The organism is Halobaculum limi, from assembly GCF_029490015.1.
Lineage (GTDB): Archaea > Halobacteriota > Halobacteria > Halobacteriales > Haloferacaceae > Halobaculum > Halobaculum limi.
This window is the reverse complement of sequence record NZ_CP120468.1, coordinates 2,628,886-2,643,872: the sequence shown is the minus strand read 5'-3', so window position 1 is coordinate 2,643,872 and position 14,987 is coordinate 2,628,886. Positions and strand designations below refer to the sequence as shown.

Below are 14,987 nucleotides of genomic sequence, written 5' to 3'. Positions count from 1 at the left end.
CGACACCACAACCAAGGAACCCTCTCCGCGTGGGCGTCATTCGCGCACGACCGCGTTCGGCGTCGGTTCGCTCGCGTTCGTTGACCCAGCGAGCCACTCGCCAAACCACTCACGCACGGTGAGTTTAACAGGGGTCGGGAGGTATCATTCACCGGAACACATGGACATCGACGCACACGCCGAGGAGCTCGCCTCCGCTCTCGGCGAAGACAAAGAGGAGGTCAAACGCGACTTGGAGAACCTGCTGGAGTACAGCGTCCCCATCGACGAGGCCAAACAGTCAGTCCGTCGGAAGTACGGCGGCGGGGGCGGCGGTGACGCCTCCCCGACGACCGTCGACATCGGCGACATCACGGCCGACTCGGGCAACGTCACCGTCACCGCGCGCGTGCTGACGGTCGGCAAGCGCTCCATCCGCTACCAGGGCGACGACACCGTCATCCGCGAGGGCGAACTCGCCGACGAGACGGGTGTGGTCTCCTACACCGCGTGGCAAGACTTCGGCTTCGAACCCGGCGACACCGTCACTATCGGCAACGCGGGCGTCCGTGAGTGGGAGGGCGAACCCGAACTCAACATCGGCGAGTCGTCGTCGGTGGCACTCGAATCCGAGGCGCTCGACGTGCCCTACGAGGTAGGCGGCGACCGCGACCTCGTCGAGTTAGAGGCGGGCGACCGCGGGCGCACAGTCGAGGCGAAGGTGCTCGAACTCGAACAGCGCACCATCGACGGGCGCGACGGCGAGACGACCATCCACTCGGGCGTCCTCGGTGACGAGTCCGGACGCCTCCCCTTTACCGACTGGCAGGCCCGCCCCGAGGTGACGGAGGGCGCGGAACTCCGAATGGAAGACGTGTACGTTCGGGAGTTCCGCGGCGTCCCGTCGGTCAACCTCACGGAGTTCACCGAGGTGTCGCCCGCGAGCGTCGAGGTGAGCGACGACGCACCCCGCGTCACCATCGACGAGGCCGTCTCCTCCGGCGGGATGTACGACGTGGAGGTGCTCGGCAACGTCATCGAGGTGCGCGACGGGTCGGGGCTCATCGAGCGATGTCCCGACTGTGGCCGCCTCGTGCAGAACGGGCAGTGCCGCAGTCACGGGCAGGTCGACCCCGAAGACGACCTGCGGGTGAAGGCCATCCTCGACGACGGCACCGCAACGGTGACGGCCATCCTTGACCGGGACCTCACCGAGGAGGTGTACGGCGGCACGCTGGACGATGCGCTGGAGGCCGCCCGCGACGCGATGAGTCGTGAGGTGGTCGCCGACGACATCGCCGAGCAACTGGTCGGACGGGAGTTCCGCGTGCGCGGACACCTCTCGGTCGACGAGTACGGTGCGAACCTCGACGCCAGCGAGTTCGACCTGTCGGCGGACGACCCCGCAGCGCGTGCGCGTGCCGTGCTCACGGAGGTGGGCGCGTGAGTTCCAGCGACGGCGGCGACGGCGGGCCGGGCACCCGCGAGGTGGCCCACCGCATCTTCGCCGCGGAGTTCGACGACGCCGACTTCGACTACTCCGAGAGCGACGAGGAGCGCGCCCCCAACTACGTCGTGACGCCGACCGGCCTGCGCGTCAACCGCCTGTTCACCGTCGGCGTGCTGACCGAAGTGGAGACGGTCAACGAGCAGACGCTCCGCGGACGCGTCGTCGACCCGACAGGCGCGTTCGTCACCTACGCCGGGCAGTACCAGCCCGACGAGATGGCGTTCCTCGACCGCACGTCGCCGCCCGCGTTCGTCGCGCTCACCGGGAAGGCGCGTACCTTCCAACCGGAAGATTCCGACTTGGTGTACACGTCGGTCCGCCCGGAGAGTTTCGCCACCGTCGACGCCGACACGCGCGACCGCTGGACCGTCTCCGCAGCGGAGGCGACGCTCCGGCGCATCGCGGTGTTCGCGGCGGCGCTGGAGGCGGAGGAGCGTGGCGATGCACTTCGCGAACGACTGGAGAACGCGGGCGTGCCGACGGCGCTGGCGTCGGGAATCCCGCTCGCTATCGATCACTACGACACCGGAACACGGTATCTGGAAGCGGTGCGGACACTCGCCGTCGACGCGCTAGAGGTCGTCGCTGACGAGCGCGACCAGGTGCGCGACCTGACCGCCGACCCCGGCGACCGCGGCGAAGCGGCGCTGGGCCCGCTCCCGGACGTACCGTACGACGTCGCAGGTGCGAGCGTCTCTGTCGACGCGGTGGACGCGGTCGACACGACAGCGCAGGCCGACGCGGAACCCGCGGCGGCCGACACCGACGCCGCCGCCTCGACCGACTCGATGACGGCGGACTCCGACGCCGCGACGGAGACTGAATCCGCTGCCGAACCCGCGGAGGCAGTCGGCGACGAACCCTCGACGGCGGACGTCGCAGAGGCCGACCCCGGCGCGGGGGCAGAGCCTGAGCCGGTCGAATCCGCGACTGCGACCGGGACCGACGACACGGCGGCCGAGACGAGCGACTCCGCCACGAGCGCGGAGTCCACGTCGACTGCCGCGTCCGAAGCGACCGACGCCGCGGCGTCCACCGACTCGCTCACCGAGACGCCCACCGAATCCGACGCGACGACTGCCGCAGACACGGCGAGCGAACCGGCTGAAGCCGTCGGCTCTGACACCGACGACGCCGCGGCCGCGGAGGTCGACCCCAGCGCGGGAGCAGAACCAGAGCCGGTCGAGTCCGACGGCGACGACCTCGGCGGACTGGGTGACTTCGAGGACACCGACGACGGCCTCGGCGACTTCGAGGACACGGAGTCGAGTGACGACGCAGACGACGCGCCCGCGGTCGACCCGGACGCAGACCCCGAAGACTTCGAGGACGCCCTCTCCGACGAGGAGCGCCGCGAGGTCGAGGAGGAACACGGCGTGGAGTTCGCCACCGGGAGCGAAGTTCCCGACCCCGGTGAGGCGGGCATCGAGACGCCCGACCCCGAGGAGGTCGCACCCGAGGAAGACCGCGACGTAAGCGACGACCCCGACACCGAACCCGAACCGGCGGCCGCCGCCACCGAACCGGCGACCGACACGACGCCGGCGGACGACGCGGCCGAGGAGACGGCCGACGCCGCCGACGTCGACCTCGAGGACGCGGTCGTCGACCTGATGGCCGAACTCGACGACGGCGACGGTGCCGACCACGACGCGGTCGTCGCGGCGGCGGTCGACCGCTACGGTGCCGCAGAGGACGACGTGGAGGAGGCCATCGACGGCGCGTTGATGAGTGGGATGTGCTTCGAGCCGACCGACGGGACGCTCAAGGCCATCTGATGCCCGCCGGCGGTGGCAGACGCGGCGACCGACACGCGCGGCCACTCGTCGAACCGATCCCCGACGAACCGGCCGCGACTGCCGACCTGGGTGGGGAGACCGCGCTGTTGCTCGCCGACTACCACGCGGGTATCGAAGCGGGACTGCGGTACGAACGCGGCGTCGAACTCGACAGCGCGGGCGACGAACGACGTGACCGCGTCCTCGATCTGCTCGTTCGAACCGACGCCGACCGTCTCGTCGTCCTCGGCGACTTAGGCCACCGGATCGGCGGCGCGGGCGACGCCGAGACGGCTGAACTTGACGCGCTCTTGTCGGCCGTCGGCGTCCCGGTGACGCTCGCAGTCGGCAACCACGACCCCGGCCTCGCCGACGAGTTCGGCGACCGGCTAACTGTGACGCCACCCGGCGGCGCACGCGTCGGCGACGTGGGAATCGTCCACGGGCACACCTGGCCCGCGCCCGAGGTGCTCGGCGCGGACGTGATCTGTATGGGTCACGAACACCCGGCGGTCCGACTGGAGGACGCCGTCGGCGGCGGCCGCGCGGAGAAGGCGTGGCTCAGAGGGGCGCTCGACCGCGCGGCGTTCGCGGACGCGGTCGACCTCGCGGGCGTCGACTGGCGCGACCCCGAACTGATCGTGTTCCCGGCGTTCAACGACCGCTCGGGCGGGACGTGGGTGAACGTCGACGGACAGGGCTTCCTCGCGCCGTTTCTCCCCGACGGGTTCGCGTCGGCGGAGGCGTACCTCCTCGACGGGACGCGTCTCGGGGACTACCGTCGCGTGTGACTCGTGCGGTCGGGGATGTCGCGACTCGAACCTCCGAAGTCGCAACCTCGCCCGGTGTGTGAGATCGGATCACACGTTTCCAAGGGTATGAGGCCCCGTACCACGCGTTTTCGCGTCTAAACAGCGAAGGAGTTATATACGGAAACCGTATATGTGCAAGTACCAGAACGCCTTCGGGCGTGGTGGCATCGATCGCTGAATGACACGGTGTTCTCATCCACACACGGACGCACGCCACCGAGGAGCGTCCGCTCCGTCCGAAGCAGTATGGTGTCGAGGTAACGAACAATGGTAACGAAAGAGGAAGTTCTCGAAGAATACGGTCTTGACCAGCTAGATGAATCCCGAAACGTCTCCCTCTCCGAGGAGGAACTGGAGGAAGACTCGAAGGGGCAGCTGATCAAGAAGGCAGGACAGCTCCGTGACCGACGTAACGAGCTCAACCAGATGGCGTCCGAGCGCGCATCCAAGCGCGACGACCTGAACGCGAAGACACGCGAGAAGGTCGACGAGGCGCAACAGCACCGCGAGAAGCGGGACGAGCTCAACGAGCAGGTCCAGGAGCACAAGGAGTCGCGCAACGAGCTGAACGCCGAGGCCAACGAACTGTTCGACGAAGTCGAGCAGATGAAACAGGACCTCGAACTCGGCTCGGGTAAGTCAATCGAGGAACTCAAAGAGGAGATTGAGGACCTCGAGTTCAAACAGCAGACCGAGGTGCTCGGCACCGAGGAAGAGCGTGAGCTCATCGAGAAGATCGAGAGCAAGCGCGAGAAGCTCGCTGAGAAGAAGGGCAAGGTCGACCAGAGCGGTGAGCTCGAAGAGCTCATCGAGGAGGCCGAGGAAGTCCGCTCGGAGGCGTCCACTCACCACCAGAAGGTGACGGAACTCGCCGACGAGGCTCAGGAGCACCACAACGAGATGATCGAGGCCTACCGCGAGGCCGACGAGATCCGTGACGAGGCCGACGCGATGCACGAACTGTTCGTGGAGGCCCAGGAGCTCGCCGACCAGCACCACGAAGACTTCGTCCGCGTCCAGAAGCGCCTGCGCGAACTGGACAAGGAAGAAGAGGAAGAGAAGAAAGAGGAGCGCGAGGCCAAGATGGAGGAGGAGCGCGAGGAAGCCGAAGAGATCTACCAGAAGTTCAAGGAAGGCGAAACCCTCGACACCGAAGACCTGATGAAGCTCCAGAAGACGGGGCTTCTCTAAACGCCGCAGCAGTACTCTCTCCGGTCGTCTGACCGGATTTCGGCCGCGAACTACTCCGTTTTCTCACACCCAGTAGTCCCAACTCCGTCCGACGCCCCGACGTCCCAGTTAGTGGCACGTCCCAGTGATCCATTTACTCCGACCCTACGCGCGTCCCGTCGGCACCCGACGCTTATTCCGCGGCCGTCCCAAAGCCGCGTATGACAGATTCGACAGGCGAAACCGTCCTCACAGTTGGCAGCCTCCTCGTCGCGGCGGCGGTCGCGGCCGTGGTCGGCTACTTCGTGTTCGTCGCGTTCCCCGGCGACCTCGCGGAACTCCTCGGCGTCCTGTTGACGCTCGGTGTCGTCGCCCTCGCGCTGAAACTCGCGGGCAACCTCCTCCGGTCGCGCTTCGCTGACTACACCGTCGCAGAGGTTGCCGTCGAGGGACCGATCACCCGCGACGGCGGGAGCGGCGGCCTCCCCACGTCGCCGACGACGCCCGGAGCAGACCAGGTGGTCGACCAGATCGAACGCGCCGACGAGGACCCCAACGCCGAGGCGTTGCTCGTGAAACTCAACACGCCGGGCGGCCAGATCGTTCCCAGCGAGGACATCCGTCTCGCGGCCGAGCGGTTCGACGGGCCGACCGTCGGCTACGCCACCGACACCTGTGCCAGCGGCGGCTACGCCATCGCCGTCGGCTGTGACGAACTGTGGGCCCGCGAGGGGAGCGTCGTCGGCTCTATCGGCGTTATTGGGTCGCGCCCGAACGTCCACGAACTCGCCGACCGTCTCGGCGTCTCCTACGAGCAGTTCACCGCCGGCGAGTACAAAGACGCCGGCCTCCCGCTGAAGGAGGTGACGCCTGACGAACGCGCGTACCTGCAGGGTATCGTCGACGACTACTACGACCAGTTCGTCGCACAGGTGGCCGAAGGCCGCGAGATGGACGAGGTGGCCGTCAGAGAGACCGAAGCCCGCGTCTTCCTCGGCACCGAGGCGTACGACCGCGGCCTCGTCGACGGCCTCGGCGACCGCGAGGCGGTCCTCGACCGGGTCGAGGAACTGACCGGCACCGAGGCGGTCGTCGAGGAGTTCACTCCCCAGCGAGGATTGATGACGAGACTGCGCACCGGGGCGGCGGCGACGGCGTACGCGTTCGGTTCGGGCGTCGCGAGTGCCTTCGGCGGCGACGGCGCGCCCGAAGGCATCGACGTGCGCTTTCGGCGGTAGTCGCCGTTCCGGTCGCTCGGTCGGTCGAGGCGAACGAACGCTCCCTGCGGCATGGTGGCCTTTTTCACGCGGGGGGTCCTCCGGCCGAACGTGACGACGCTGGTCCTCTGTGTGGACCGCTCGAACGACGTCGGCCGGAAGGCTGGCGTCGACACCCCCGTAGTTGGGTGGGAGGCGGTTCGCTCGCTCGTGACCGATCTCGGCCTCGCAGACCCGGAGGACGCCGGCGTCAACTCGTTACTGGAGTCGTTGCGCGTCGCCCGTGACCTCTCCGACGAGGGTGAAGAGACCGTCGTCGCCGTCGTCTCGGGCGTCGGCGACTCGGCGGTTCGTGCCGACCGCTCGCTCGCGCGCCAACTCGACGACGTGCTAGAGACACGGCAGTTCGACTCCGCCATCGTCGTCATCGACTCGGCGGCCGACGAGCGTGCCGTCCCAATGATCGAATCTCGCCTCCCGGTCGACGCCGTCGACCGCGTCGTCGTCCGGCAGGCGCGCGACCTCGAATCCACCTACTACCTGCTCAAGCAGTTCCTCGCAGACGAGGAACTCCGCGAGACGGTGCTCGTCCCCATCGGCATCGGCTTGCTCATCCTCCCGGTGTTGCTGGTGTACTTCTCGACAGCTATCGCCCTGGCTGGCGTCGCCAGCCTCCTGGGGGCGGCGCTGTTGTACTACGGTCTCGGGGTCGACGAGTTCGTCGAGTCGATGCCCGAGCGTGCTCGCGAGGCGCTGTACTCCGGGCAGGTGTCGGTCGTGACGTACGTCGCGGCGCTGGGGCTGTCCGTCGTCGGCGCGTTCCTCGGTGTCCTCTCGGCGTCACCCGTCGACGGTGCAGAGTTCGTCGCGGCGATGCGCTTCTCGTACGCCGCGGTGCCGTGGCTGGCGCTGGCGGCGCTGACGGCCTCGTTCGGCCGACTGCTCGACGAACTCATCCGCGACGAGGGCGTGCGGACGCCGTATCTGAACCTCCCGTTCGGCGTCCTCGCGGTCGGCCTGTTGCTCCGTGGGTTCGCGGGCTACTTCCTCGAACGCGAGGCCGGGTGGGACTCCCTGACGGTGTTCGGCTACGCCTTCTCGCCGACGGAGCGACTCGCCGTCTTCATCGTCGGCGGCATTGCACTCGCGTTGGTCGGCGTCCGCGTCGCCGCTAGCGTCTCTGACGAGACGCTCGACGACGTCATCGACGAGCAAGAAACGGCGAACGCGGGATCCGGAACGGCTGGATCCGAGACGACGACCGACGGCGGCGCCAGCGCCGAGGAACGGCACGGCTGACGCACGGCGCCGTCTGCGGTTGCCCGATCAGGAGAACTGTGTGTCGGGAGTGTTCCAGGTGACGCTCAGAATCGCGCCCCAGACGGCGTCTCCCGCTTCGGTCGCACCACGTCCGCCAGCGCGACGAGAATACCGAACAGCCACCCGAGCGGCACGGAGATGCCGATCCACATAATCACGTAGGCGGTTCCCTGCAGGTCGAAGCGCGCGCGAATGATCTCGTTGAGTCCGCCGACCGCGAGTGGGCCGTCCAACAGCCACACCGCGAGCGACGTCGTGTTGGGAAAGACCACGTCCGCGAGCATCGGCGAGTACAGCGCCGCGACGACCGGCGGCAACAGAAACGCTGTGACTGCGGCGGGATACGCGATCAGCACGCTCGTTCCCCGACCGCCGGCGCGCGAGGCACCCACGGCGACCGCGGCCGCGAGCGTGGCGACGCCGCCGGCCGCGCCGACGGCTATCAACCCCGTATACGAGAAGTCGCGGAGCGCGGCCGCGACGGTCAACAGCCCCCACGCGAGCGTCGAGACGAGGACGACACCGATCACGCCCAACCGGGCGACCGCGGAGTCGACGCTGCTTGCGTACATTCGGGCGGCGAACCCGCACAGTAACAGTGGGTAGCCGACCGCGACGAGCGGCGCACCGATCAGCGCCCACAGGTAGTACGTCGTCTTCTGGAGGGTAGTCTCGGGTTTCCACTTCCCGACGACCCGGCCCGGGTCGAGTTGTCTCGGAAACGCCAACTCCATCCACGTGGCGTGGAGCCGAGCGATGTCGATCCGGACGGCGTCCGCGAGCCCCGTGGAACGTCGCTCCATCGACCGTGGGATCCGGTGGCCCGAAATTGAAGGTTTCGCTCGACTGCTCGAATGTCGACCGATTGGTGTGAGTGACGGGCGGGCCCGCTCAGTTCCAGGGCGCGAAGCCGGGGTCGACGCGGCGGTCCTCGCGGTCAATCGCGTCAATAGCCTCGATATCCTCGTCGTCGAGCGTGAGTCCGAGCGACTCCCAGTTGTCGCGGATGTGCGCCTCGCTCGTCGCCTTCGGAATCGTCGTGATGCCCTTCTCACGAAGCCACGCGAGACTCACCTGCGCCTCGCTGGCGTCGTGTTTCTCCGCAATCTCGGTCAGTTCCGGCACGTCGAACACCTGTCCGCGCGCGAGCGGAGAGTACGCGACCAGTTCCACGTCGTGGTCGGCGCACGCCTCGCGCAGTTCGTCCTGTTGGAGGAGGGGATGGATCTCCACCTGATTCGCGAAGATGGGCGCGTCGCTGACCTCGACGGCCTCGGCGACCTGCTCGGGTTCGAAGTTCGAGATACCGATCCGGTCGATCAGGCCGTCCTCGTACAACTCGTTGAACGCCGCCAGCGTCTCCTCGGCGTCGTACTCGCGGGCCGGCCAGTGGACGTACATGAGGTCGACCGAGTCGACACCGAGTCGGTCGAGACTCTCCTCGGTCGTCGCGCGAACGTCTTCGGGCGCGAGGTTGTCGATCCACACCTTCGTCGCGAGGAAGATGTCCTCACGGTCGACGTCGGCGCGGGCGATGCCGTCGCCGACCTCTGCCTCGTTGCCGTAGATCTGTGCGGTGTCGACGTGGCGATACCCCATCTCGAGTGCCGTGGCGACCGCGTTGCGGCACGCTTCCGGGTCGGTGTTCTCCCACGTGCCGAGGCCGAGCATCGGCATTCCGTTGGCTGCCGGGACGGACTCCGGCGACTGCTGGTGTGACATCGTGCGAGTGGAGGGGCGTCCCGCGAAAAGGCGTTGTGGCATCCGACGGGGCTGCCGGGACCGCGGGGCCGCGGCCGCCTGGGGACGGGTCGGCGTCGAGGCGGGACTCGACTACCCGATGTAGCGGAGTTCGTCCTCGCTGGGCATCCCGCCGCCACCGCCGCCTTGCATCTCCTGTATCTTCCCGACGACTTCCTCCATCTCCTCGGCGCGGTCTTCCAGGTCCGAGAAGTCCACTTCGATGTCGAGCAGGTTCTGTAAGACCACGAGGACGGCCTGTGCGCTCTTGGGGTCGACGAGGTAGCCGGAGGTCTCGCCCATCAGACACGCCGCGGGCAGGCCGCGGCGCGCACCGAGACCGAGGACGAGGCCGGAGACGCCGACGATGCCGCCGGCGGGTTCGTTCTCGCGGAACTCGACGCCCGCGCCTTCGAGCGCTTCGCGGTCTGCGCCGTCGGACATCGCGCCGAGGACGTCGTACTCGTCGTCTTCGATCAGTTCGCCCGTGGGGACGCCACCGAGCGCGTACGCACGCTCACAGCCGAACTCCTCGGCGATGTCGAGGAATGCGGTCGTGAGCGTGTAGTGCCCCTCGTTGCTGGCGGCCTGGTGGTCGCCGGTGAGCACGAGCAAGTCCTGGCCGTCGGCGTCGACGTGGTGGAACTCCGCGTGGGTGAGTTCGGCGACGCCGTCTTCGTCGACGGTCACCTGCGGCGGGAAGTCGGTGGTGTACACGCGCCTGACTAGGTCGCCGTCGAACTCCTCGACGAGGTGTTCGGCGACGAGTTTCCCGACGTGGCCGACGCCGGGGAGGCCCTCAATGAAGACGGGGTCTGTGAGGTCGGGGTCGGCCACGACCTCGATGTCGATATCGTCCATACCTGTGAGGGTGTGCGGGGGGAGGTAAAGTCGCGTCGGCTTCGGTGATGCCTACGGCTGGGCGAGCGGTGACCAGAGAACGCGCGCTGGTCGCTACTCAGCCGTCGTGTCGTCGCCAGCAGCGTCGTCGGCAGCGGCGTCGCCATCTCGACTCCGCATCCGCGCCCGACGGCGGTACTCGCCGTACGGGTCTTCGGGGTTGAACGGCGCGGGCGCGGAGTTGACCGCCGCTGCCCCGCACTCCGGGCAGGCGTCACCCAGCGTGTAGATGGGTCGCTCGTGGGCCGCCTCCCAGTCGCCGCACACGCGGATGTCGGATTTCACGCGGGTTACTCGTCGTCGGTCTCGCGCTCGCGGTGGAACGACCCGGTGCCGCCGGCGGCCTCGATGGCCTCGCGAGCGCGGTCGGCCGACGCCTCCAGTTGGCTCTCGGCGGTCTTGTAGTCGGGCGCGCGCACGCGGATGCGGTACTCGGGCGCGCCGACGTACGACACGTCGAGTTCGATCTCGTCGGGCACGTCGCCGTTGCCTTCGGCGGCCTCGAGCGCCGCACGTACGTCGTCGACGCCGTCGTGGCCGGCCGACTGCAGGTCGACGTAGCCGGTGACGTTCACGTACGGGACGGAGACGTTCTCGCGGGCGGCCTCGACGATGGCTTCGATCTGGTCGTCGGTGAGGTCGGTGTCCTCCAGGCCCTCCGCGCCGTGGATGGCCGCCTCCTCGAAGCCGTCGTACATCGAGCCGAACTCGGCGTACAGGGCTTGAGCGACTTCGGTGTACGTCTCGTCGTCGACGTCCTCGCCGAACGCGATGCCCATCCAGTTGTCCGCCTTCCGCTCGTTTTTCCACTCCTGAATCTTGTCCGAGCGCTGGTGGTCGTTGACGTCTTTGATCGACAGGTCGATCTGCTGGCTCGACTCGTCGACGTCGAGGACCTTCGCGACGACGCGGTCGCCGACGTTGACGTGGTCGCGGATGTTCTTGATCCACCCGGAGGCGACCTCCGAGACGTGCGTCAGTCCGCGCTTGTCCTCGTACTCGTCTAAGTCCACGAAGACGCCGAAGTCCGCTATCTCGTCGACTTCGCCCACGACGAGTTCGCCCTTCTCGGGCCAGCCGGTGAATTTCATACGCGTGGATTGCGGACCGAGGCTAATACCGTTTGTCAATCGGTGGGCGCTGGATCGGGCAGCGTCGTCGGGCCCAGAAGAGCGCCGTCGCTGCTCGATGGGGAAAACGCGGAGAAACGGAGCGGTCCGTTATCGCGCTTCGACGGTCTCGACCACGTCGCCGGTGAACTCGGCGTCGCCGCCCGTCGGGCGGGCGAGCGTCGTCCCGCAGACGGCGCAGTTGACCTCGGTGGACGCCTTCGAGAAGACGACCTGTTCGTTCTCACAGTCCGAGCACTTGACGCGGAAGAAGCTCCCTGCCATACTTACTCCTGGAAGGTGAGCCGACCGGCGCGCCATCCCTCTCGCATGTGGGCCTTGCCGCAGTCGCCACAGCGGTACTTGAGGTGGGTCTTCTTCGTCGGCTTGTCGCCACCGGGCACCTTCGAGAACTTACCCGAGTTCCCGATGACGGACGTGCCGCGGGCCTGCTGGCGGTCGGTCCATTTCATCCCGGTCTCGCGGCCGCGGCGGACCTTCTCGACCTCGTGTTCGTGGTGAGCGTTGCAGTGCGGACAGTACGTGTTCATCCGGCGTGGCATCTCCATAGCGGAATCTCCTCTTACCACTGGATTCAGGGTCGGCGCTTAAAACCCATACGGTACGGAGTTGTCGGATCGTGTGCCCCGTTCGCGTCCGGCGATGCAGAGTCCGGGGAATCGTCACAAAGCGGCCGCGGACGAAGCCGCAATCGACGAGTCAGTACTTCGGGTCCGCGCCAGAGACGGCGTACAGGTCGTCCATTATCGAGTCACGCGTCTCGAGCCACGTCTCGAACCCACCTGGACGCGAGGGGTACGTCTCGTAGTGGTCTTTCAGGTCGTTGGCGATGCGGCGCACCTTGTACAGTTCGATGAGGGTGTCCCAGTGGCCGTAGGTGTCGACCAGCGTCTTCAGCTTCAAGCGGAGACTCATCGACGTCTCACCTTTCGTCATCGCGTTGACCAACTGCTGACCGGGCAGGGCCGTGATGATGTCGGTCAAATCGTCGACTTCGTGTGCGGTCCCCCAGATGTTGTACACGTCCATCGCGGCGAAGCGCTTGCCGAAGTCGGTCATCACGTCGTTGTTGTACGCCCACAGGCGCTCTTCGGTCACGTCGCCCTCGACGACCGCGTCGATGGCGCGTTTGATCGCCCAGTGAGCGGACTTCGCCGCACCGGGGATGCCGCCGCCGGTAGTGGGGTTGACGTGGCCTGCCGCGTCGCCGACGGCGACGAAGCCGTCTGCGACCGCCGAGTCGTACGGGCGGCGCGTCGGGAGGGCCGCACCGAGTTTGTCCTTGACGGTCGCGCCGTCGAACTCGGGACGCTGCTGCATGTCCCGCTTGAGGACTTCGACGAGTTTCATCGGTGGTTCGGTCATCTGGAAGCCGAGGCCCGCGTTGATCTCGGTGTCGGTGCGCGGGAAGTACCAGAGGTAGCCGAGTTCCTCGGTCGGCTTGAACACGATGGCGTCGTCGTAGTCGACGGGTTCGGGCACCTCGACGACCTCGCGGTACGCCGAACAGAACTGCGAGTACGACACGTTCGTGTCGAAGGAGGCGTCACGCAGGTCGGCTTTGTCCTGCAGGATAGAGAGTGCGCCCGCCGCGTCGACGGTGAGTTCCGCTTCGTAGGTGACGACGTCGCCCTTCCGCTTGGCGCGAACACCGGTGACGCGGCCGTCGTCGTCTTGCACGACGTCTTGGACGACGGTGTCATAGTGAATGGCTGCGCCCGAGCGCTCCGTCTCCTCCAGCAGAACCTCGCCGTAGCGCTTGCGGTCCAACACCGCGCCGGCCTGTCCGAAGGGCACGTCGAGTTCCTCGCCAGTCTTCGGGTTCTCGAAGATGGCGCGGCGGATGTTCTGGTTCGTGAACGACTCCTCCCGGAGGTAGTCGAGGTCGATGACGTCCGGGAAGGTAGACTTCCCTTTGATCGCGTCGCCGCAGGCGATGTGGCCCGCCTCCTCCTCGGGCTTTCGCTCGAGGATGACGGCGTCGAGGCCTTCGCTGGCGGCCGTCGCCGCCGCGAACGCGCCCGCCGTCCCCGCACCGACGACGACGATATCGTACGAGTTCGATGCCGCAGACATAGCCACCACTTCCGAATCGGTCCTCAAAAAAGGCGTGTATCCGTCCGGGCGGGGCGAACACGTTAGGGCATCGGGTAGTCTGTGACTGCCTTACCGCAGGGCGACACGACTCACACGACGCCCGCCTCACCGTCGTTCCCGCCGGAGAAGCGCGACTCCGCGACGGCGAACGTCAGCGTCGAGAGGACGCCCAGCAGCGTCCCGGCGGTCAACAGCGCCGCCAGTTCCGTCAGCGACAGCGGAGCCAACGCGGCCGCCGGAACCCGCGGGAGGAAGTATCCCGACAGGCCGTACAACACGACCGCGATGGCAACGACGTAGAACGGCGCGTTCAGGTAGCGCCAGCGGAATCGCTCGGCGAGGTACTCGTCGGTCACCTGGCCGAGCGAGGAGGTGATGCCGGCGGCGGCGACCCACTGCACCGCCGCGTGGACGAACACCGCGGCCGACTGCGACAGCGTGATCGACCCCGCGCCGGCGGCGCTTCGGGTGGCGTCCAGCGTCTCGACCCCCTGTACGCCGCCGACGATCAACAGGGTGAACGCGACGACGTACGTGATGACCGTCGCGCGACCAGCGTACAGACTGCTCCTGACGCGTGCGGCGACGCCGTCGACCGTCTCCTCCAGTCCGAGGCCGCGGAACAGCGAGTACAGGCCCAACAGCGTGGAGATAGTCCCGATGACGACCGCACCGGGGAGATTCATCATCCCCGCGATGACGGAGAACGGATACACGAGGAGGAGGACGCCCAACGGGATCAGGATGGTGCCGCGGGTCTCGGGGTCCGACAACACCTGTTTCATCGTGTAGTAGATGGACTCCAAGTCCTGTGCCTGCCGAACGACGACCCGACGAACGCCGTCGAGTGGGACCCGAGAGCGGATGACCGGCAACACCGACTCGTCCTGTGCGCCGTCGGTGATGACGATGGCGCGCACCTCCTCGCCGGTCGACAGCGCCGCGAGGACGGTGTCGACCTCTTCGCCGACCGCGCGGTTCGCCTTCACGTCGCCCTCGTTGACGCCGGTGACTGCGGCGACCTCCACCTCCTCGTCGACGGTGTCGTCGGCGCGGAGGTCCTCGTAGGCGTTGATGGCTTGGAACAGTACGTTCACGTCGGAGTCCTCCGGGTCGGCGGTGGCGAGTTTCACGGCGGCGTCCTCGACAGCGTCGCGACCGATGACCGGCGTGCGGACGCCGGTCTTGCGGCCGAGGTCGTCGTCGAGGTCGACCGGGAGGACGAGGATCATTCGCGTGCGACGGATTGACTCTCCGGGTATATCTGCCTTCGGGACAGAGCACCCGGCCGACCTGTCGCGGCAACCGACGCAATCAACAGCACACCCGGCGAA

The 14,987-nt window shown here is 67.4% G+C and carries 14 protein-coding genes and 1 pseudogene; 6 read left to right on the top strand and 9 right to left on the bottom strand.

Annotation, left to right across the window (positions count from 1 at the left end):
- The first annotated feature begins 160 nt into the window (after positions 1–160).
- The 6 genes from P0D77_RS13445 (at position 161) to P0D77_RS13420 (ending at position 7,765) form a co-directional block, all read left to right on the top strand.
- On the top strand, positions 161–1,426 hold the full coding sequence (locus P0D77_RS13445) for a Single-stranded DNA binding protein (protein WP_277553610.1): 1,266 nt from the start codon (positions 161–163) through the stop codon (positions 1,424–1,426).
- Complete coding sequence (locus P0D77_RS13440; protein WP_277553609.1) at positions 1,423–3,267, top strand: RPA family protein; 1,845 nt, start codon at positions 1,423–1,425, stop codon at positions 3,265–3,267. Before P0D77_RS13445 ends, P0D77_RS13440 begins: the two co-directional genes overlap by 4 nt.
- Positions 3,267–4,058, top strand: coding sequence for a metallophosphoesterase (locus tag P0D77_RS13435; protein WP_277553608.1), 792 nt, complete (start codon positions 3,267–3,269; stop codon positions 4,056–4,058). Before P0D77_RS13440 ends, P0D77_RS13435 begins: the two co-directional genes overlap by 1 nt.
- 288 nt (positions 4,059–4,346) lie before the next feature.
- Positions 4,347–5,270 carry a coiled-coil protein gene (locus tag P0D77_RS13430; protein ID WP_277553607.1) on the top strand — a complete coding sequence of 308 codons (924 nt, stop codon included), beginning with the start codon at positions 4,347–4,349 and terminating at the stop codon, positions 5,268–5,270.
- Positions 5,271–5,470: 200 nt separating this feature from the next.
- Entirely contained in the window at positions 5,471–6,487 is a 1,017-nt protein-coding gene (gene sppA, locus P0D77_RS13425; RefSeq protein WP_277553606.1) for a signal peptide peptidase SppA, read from the top strand.
- Between the two features lie 90 nt (positions 6,488–6,577).
- Complete coding sequence (locus P0D77_RS13420) at positions 6,578–7,765, top strand: DUF373 family protein (RefSeq protein ID WP_277553604.1); 1,188 nt, start codon at positions 6,578–6,580, stop codon at positions 7,763–7,765.
- A 65-nt stretch (positions 7,766–7,830) separates the two neighbouring features.
- Here the strand turns inward: P0D77_RS13420 and P0D77_RS13415 are convergent, their stop codons facing one another.
- The 9 genes and pseudogenes from P0D77_RS13415 to P0D77_RS13375 all read right to left on the bottom strand — a co-directional run bounded on the left by P0D77_RS13415 (position 7,831) and on the right by P0D77_RS13375 (position 14,885).
- On the bottom strand, positions 7,831–8,589 hold the full coding sequence (locus P0D77_RS13415; RefSeq protein ID WP_277553603.1) for a hypothetical protein: 759 nt from the start codon (positions 8,587–8,589) through the stop codon (positions 7,831–7,833).
- Between the two features lie 88 nt (positions 8,590–8,677).
- Positions 8,678–9,508 carry an aldo/keto reductase gene (locus P0D77_RS13410; protein WP_349770063.1) on the bottom strand — a complete coding sequence of 277 codons (831 nt, stop codon included), beginning with the start codon at positions 9,506–9,508 and terminating at the stop codon, positions 8,678–8,680.
- Between the two features lie 111 nt (positions 9,509–9,619).
- Entirely contained in the window at positions 9,620–10,387 is a 768-nt protein-coding gene (locus tag P0D77_RS13405) for a proteasome assembly chaperone family protein (protein ID WP_277553602.1), read from the bottom strand.
- Positions 10,388–10,531: 144 nt separating this feature from the next.
- Positions 10,532–10,711: pseudogene (locus P0D77_RS13400) on the bottom strand (RNA-protein complex protein Nop10); the annotation flags it as partial.
- 5 nt (positions 10,712–10,716) lie between these two features.
- Complete coding sequence (locus P0D77_RS13395; RefSeq protein ID WP_277553600.1) at positions 10,717–11,517, bottom strand: translation initiation factor IF-2 subunit alpha; 801 nt, start codon at positions 11,515–11,517, stop codon at positions 10,717–10,719.
- Between the two features lie 129 nt (positions 11,518–11,646).
- Positions 11,647–11,820 carry a 30S ribosomal protein S27e gene (locus tag P0D77_RS13390; RefSeq protein WP_277553599.1) on the bottom strand — a complete coding sequence of 58 codons (174 nt, stop codon included), beginning with the start codon at positions 11,818–11,820 and terminating at the stop codon, positions 11,647–11,649.
- Positions 11,821–11,822: 2 nt separating this feature from the next.
- Positions 11,823–12,104 carry a 50S ribosomal protein L44e gene (locus P0D77_RS13385; protein WP_277553598.1) on the bottom strand — a complete coding sequence of 94 codons (282 nt, stop codon included), beginning with the start codon at positions 12,102–12,104 and terminating at the stop codon, positions 11,823–11,825.
- Between the two features lie 151 nt (positions 12,105–12,255).
- Positions 12,256–13,632, bottom strand: a complete 1,377-nt coding sequence (locus P0D77_RS13380; protein WP_277553597.1) for a geranylgeranyl reductase family protein — start codon at positions 13,630–13,632, stop codon at positions 12,256–12,258.
- A 110-nt stretch (positions 13,633–13,742) separates the two neighbouring features.
- Positions 13,743–14,885, bottom strand: coding sequence for a DUF373 family protein (locus P0D77_RS13375; protein WP_277553596.1), 1,143 nt, complete (start codon positions 14,883–14,885; stop codon positions 13,743–13,745).
- Between the last annotated feature and the right edge of the window lie 102 nt (positions 14,886–14,987).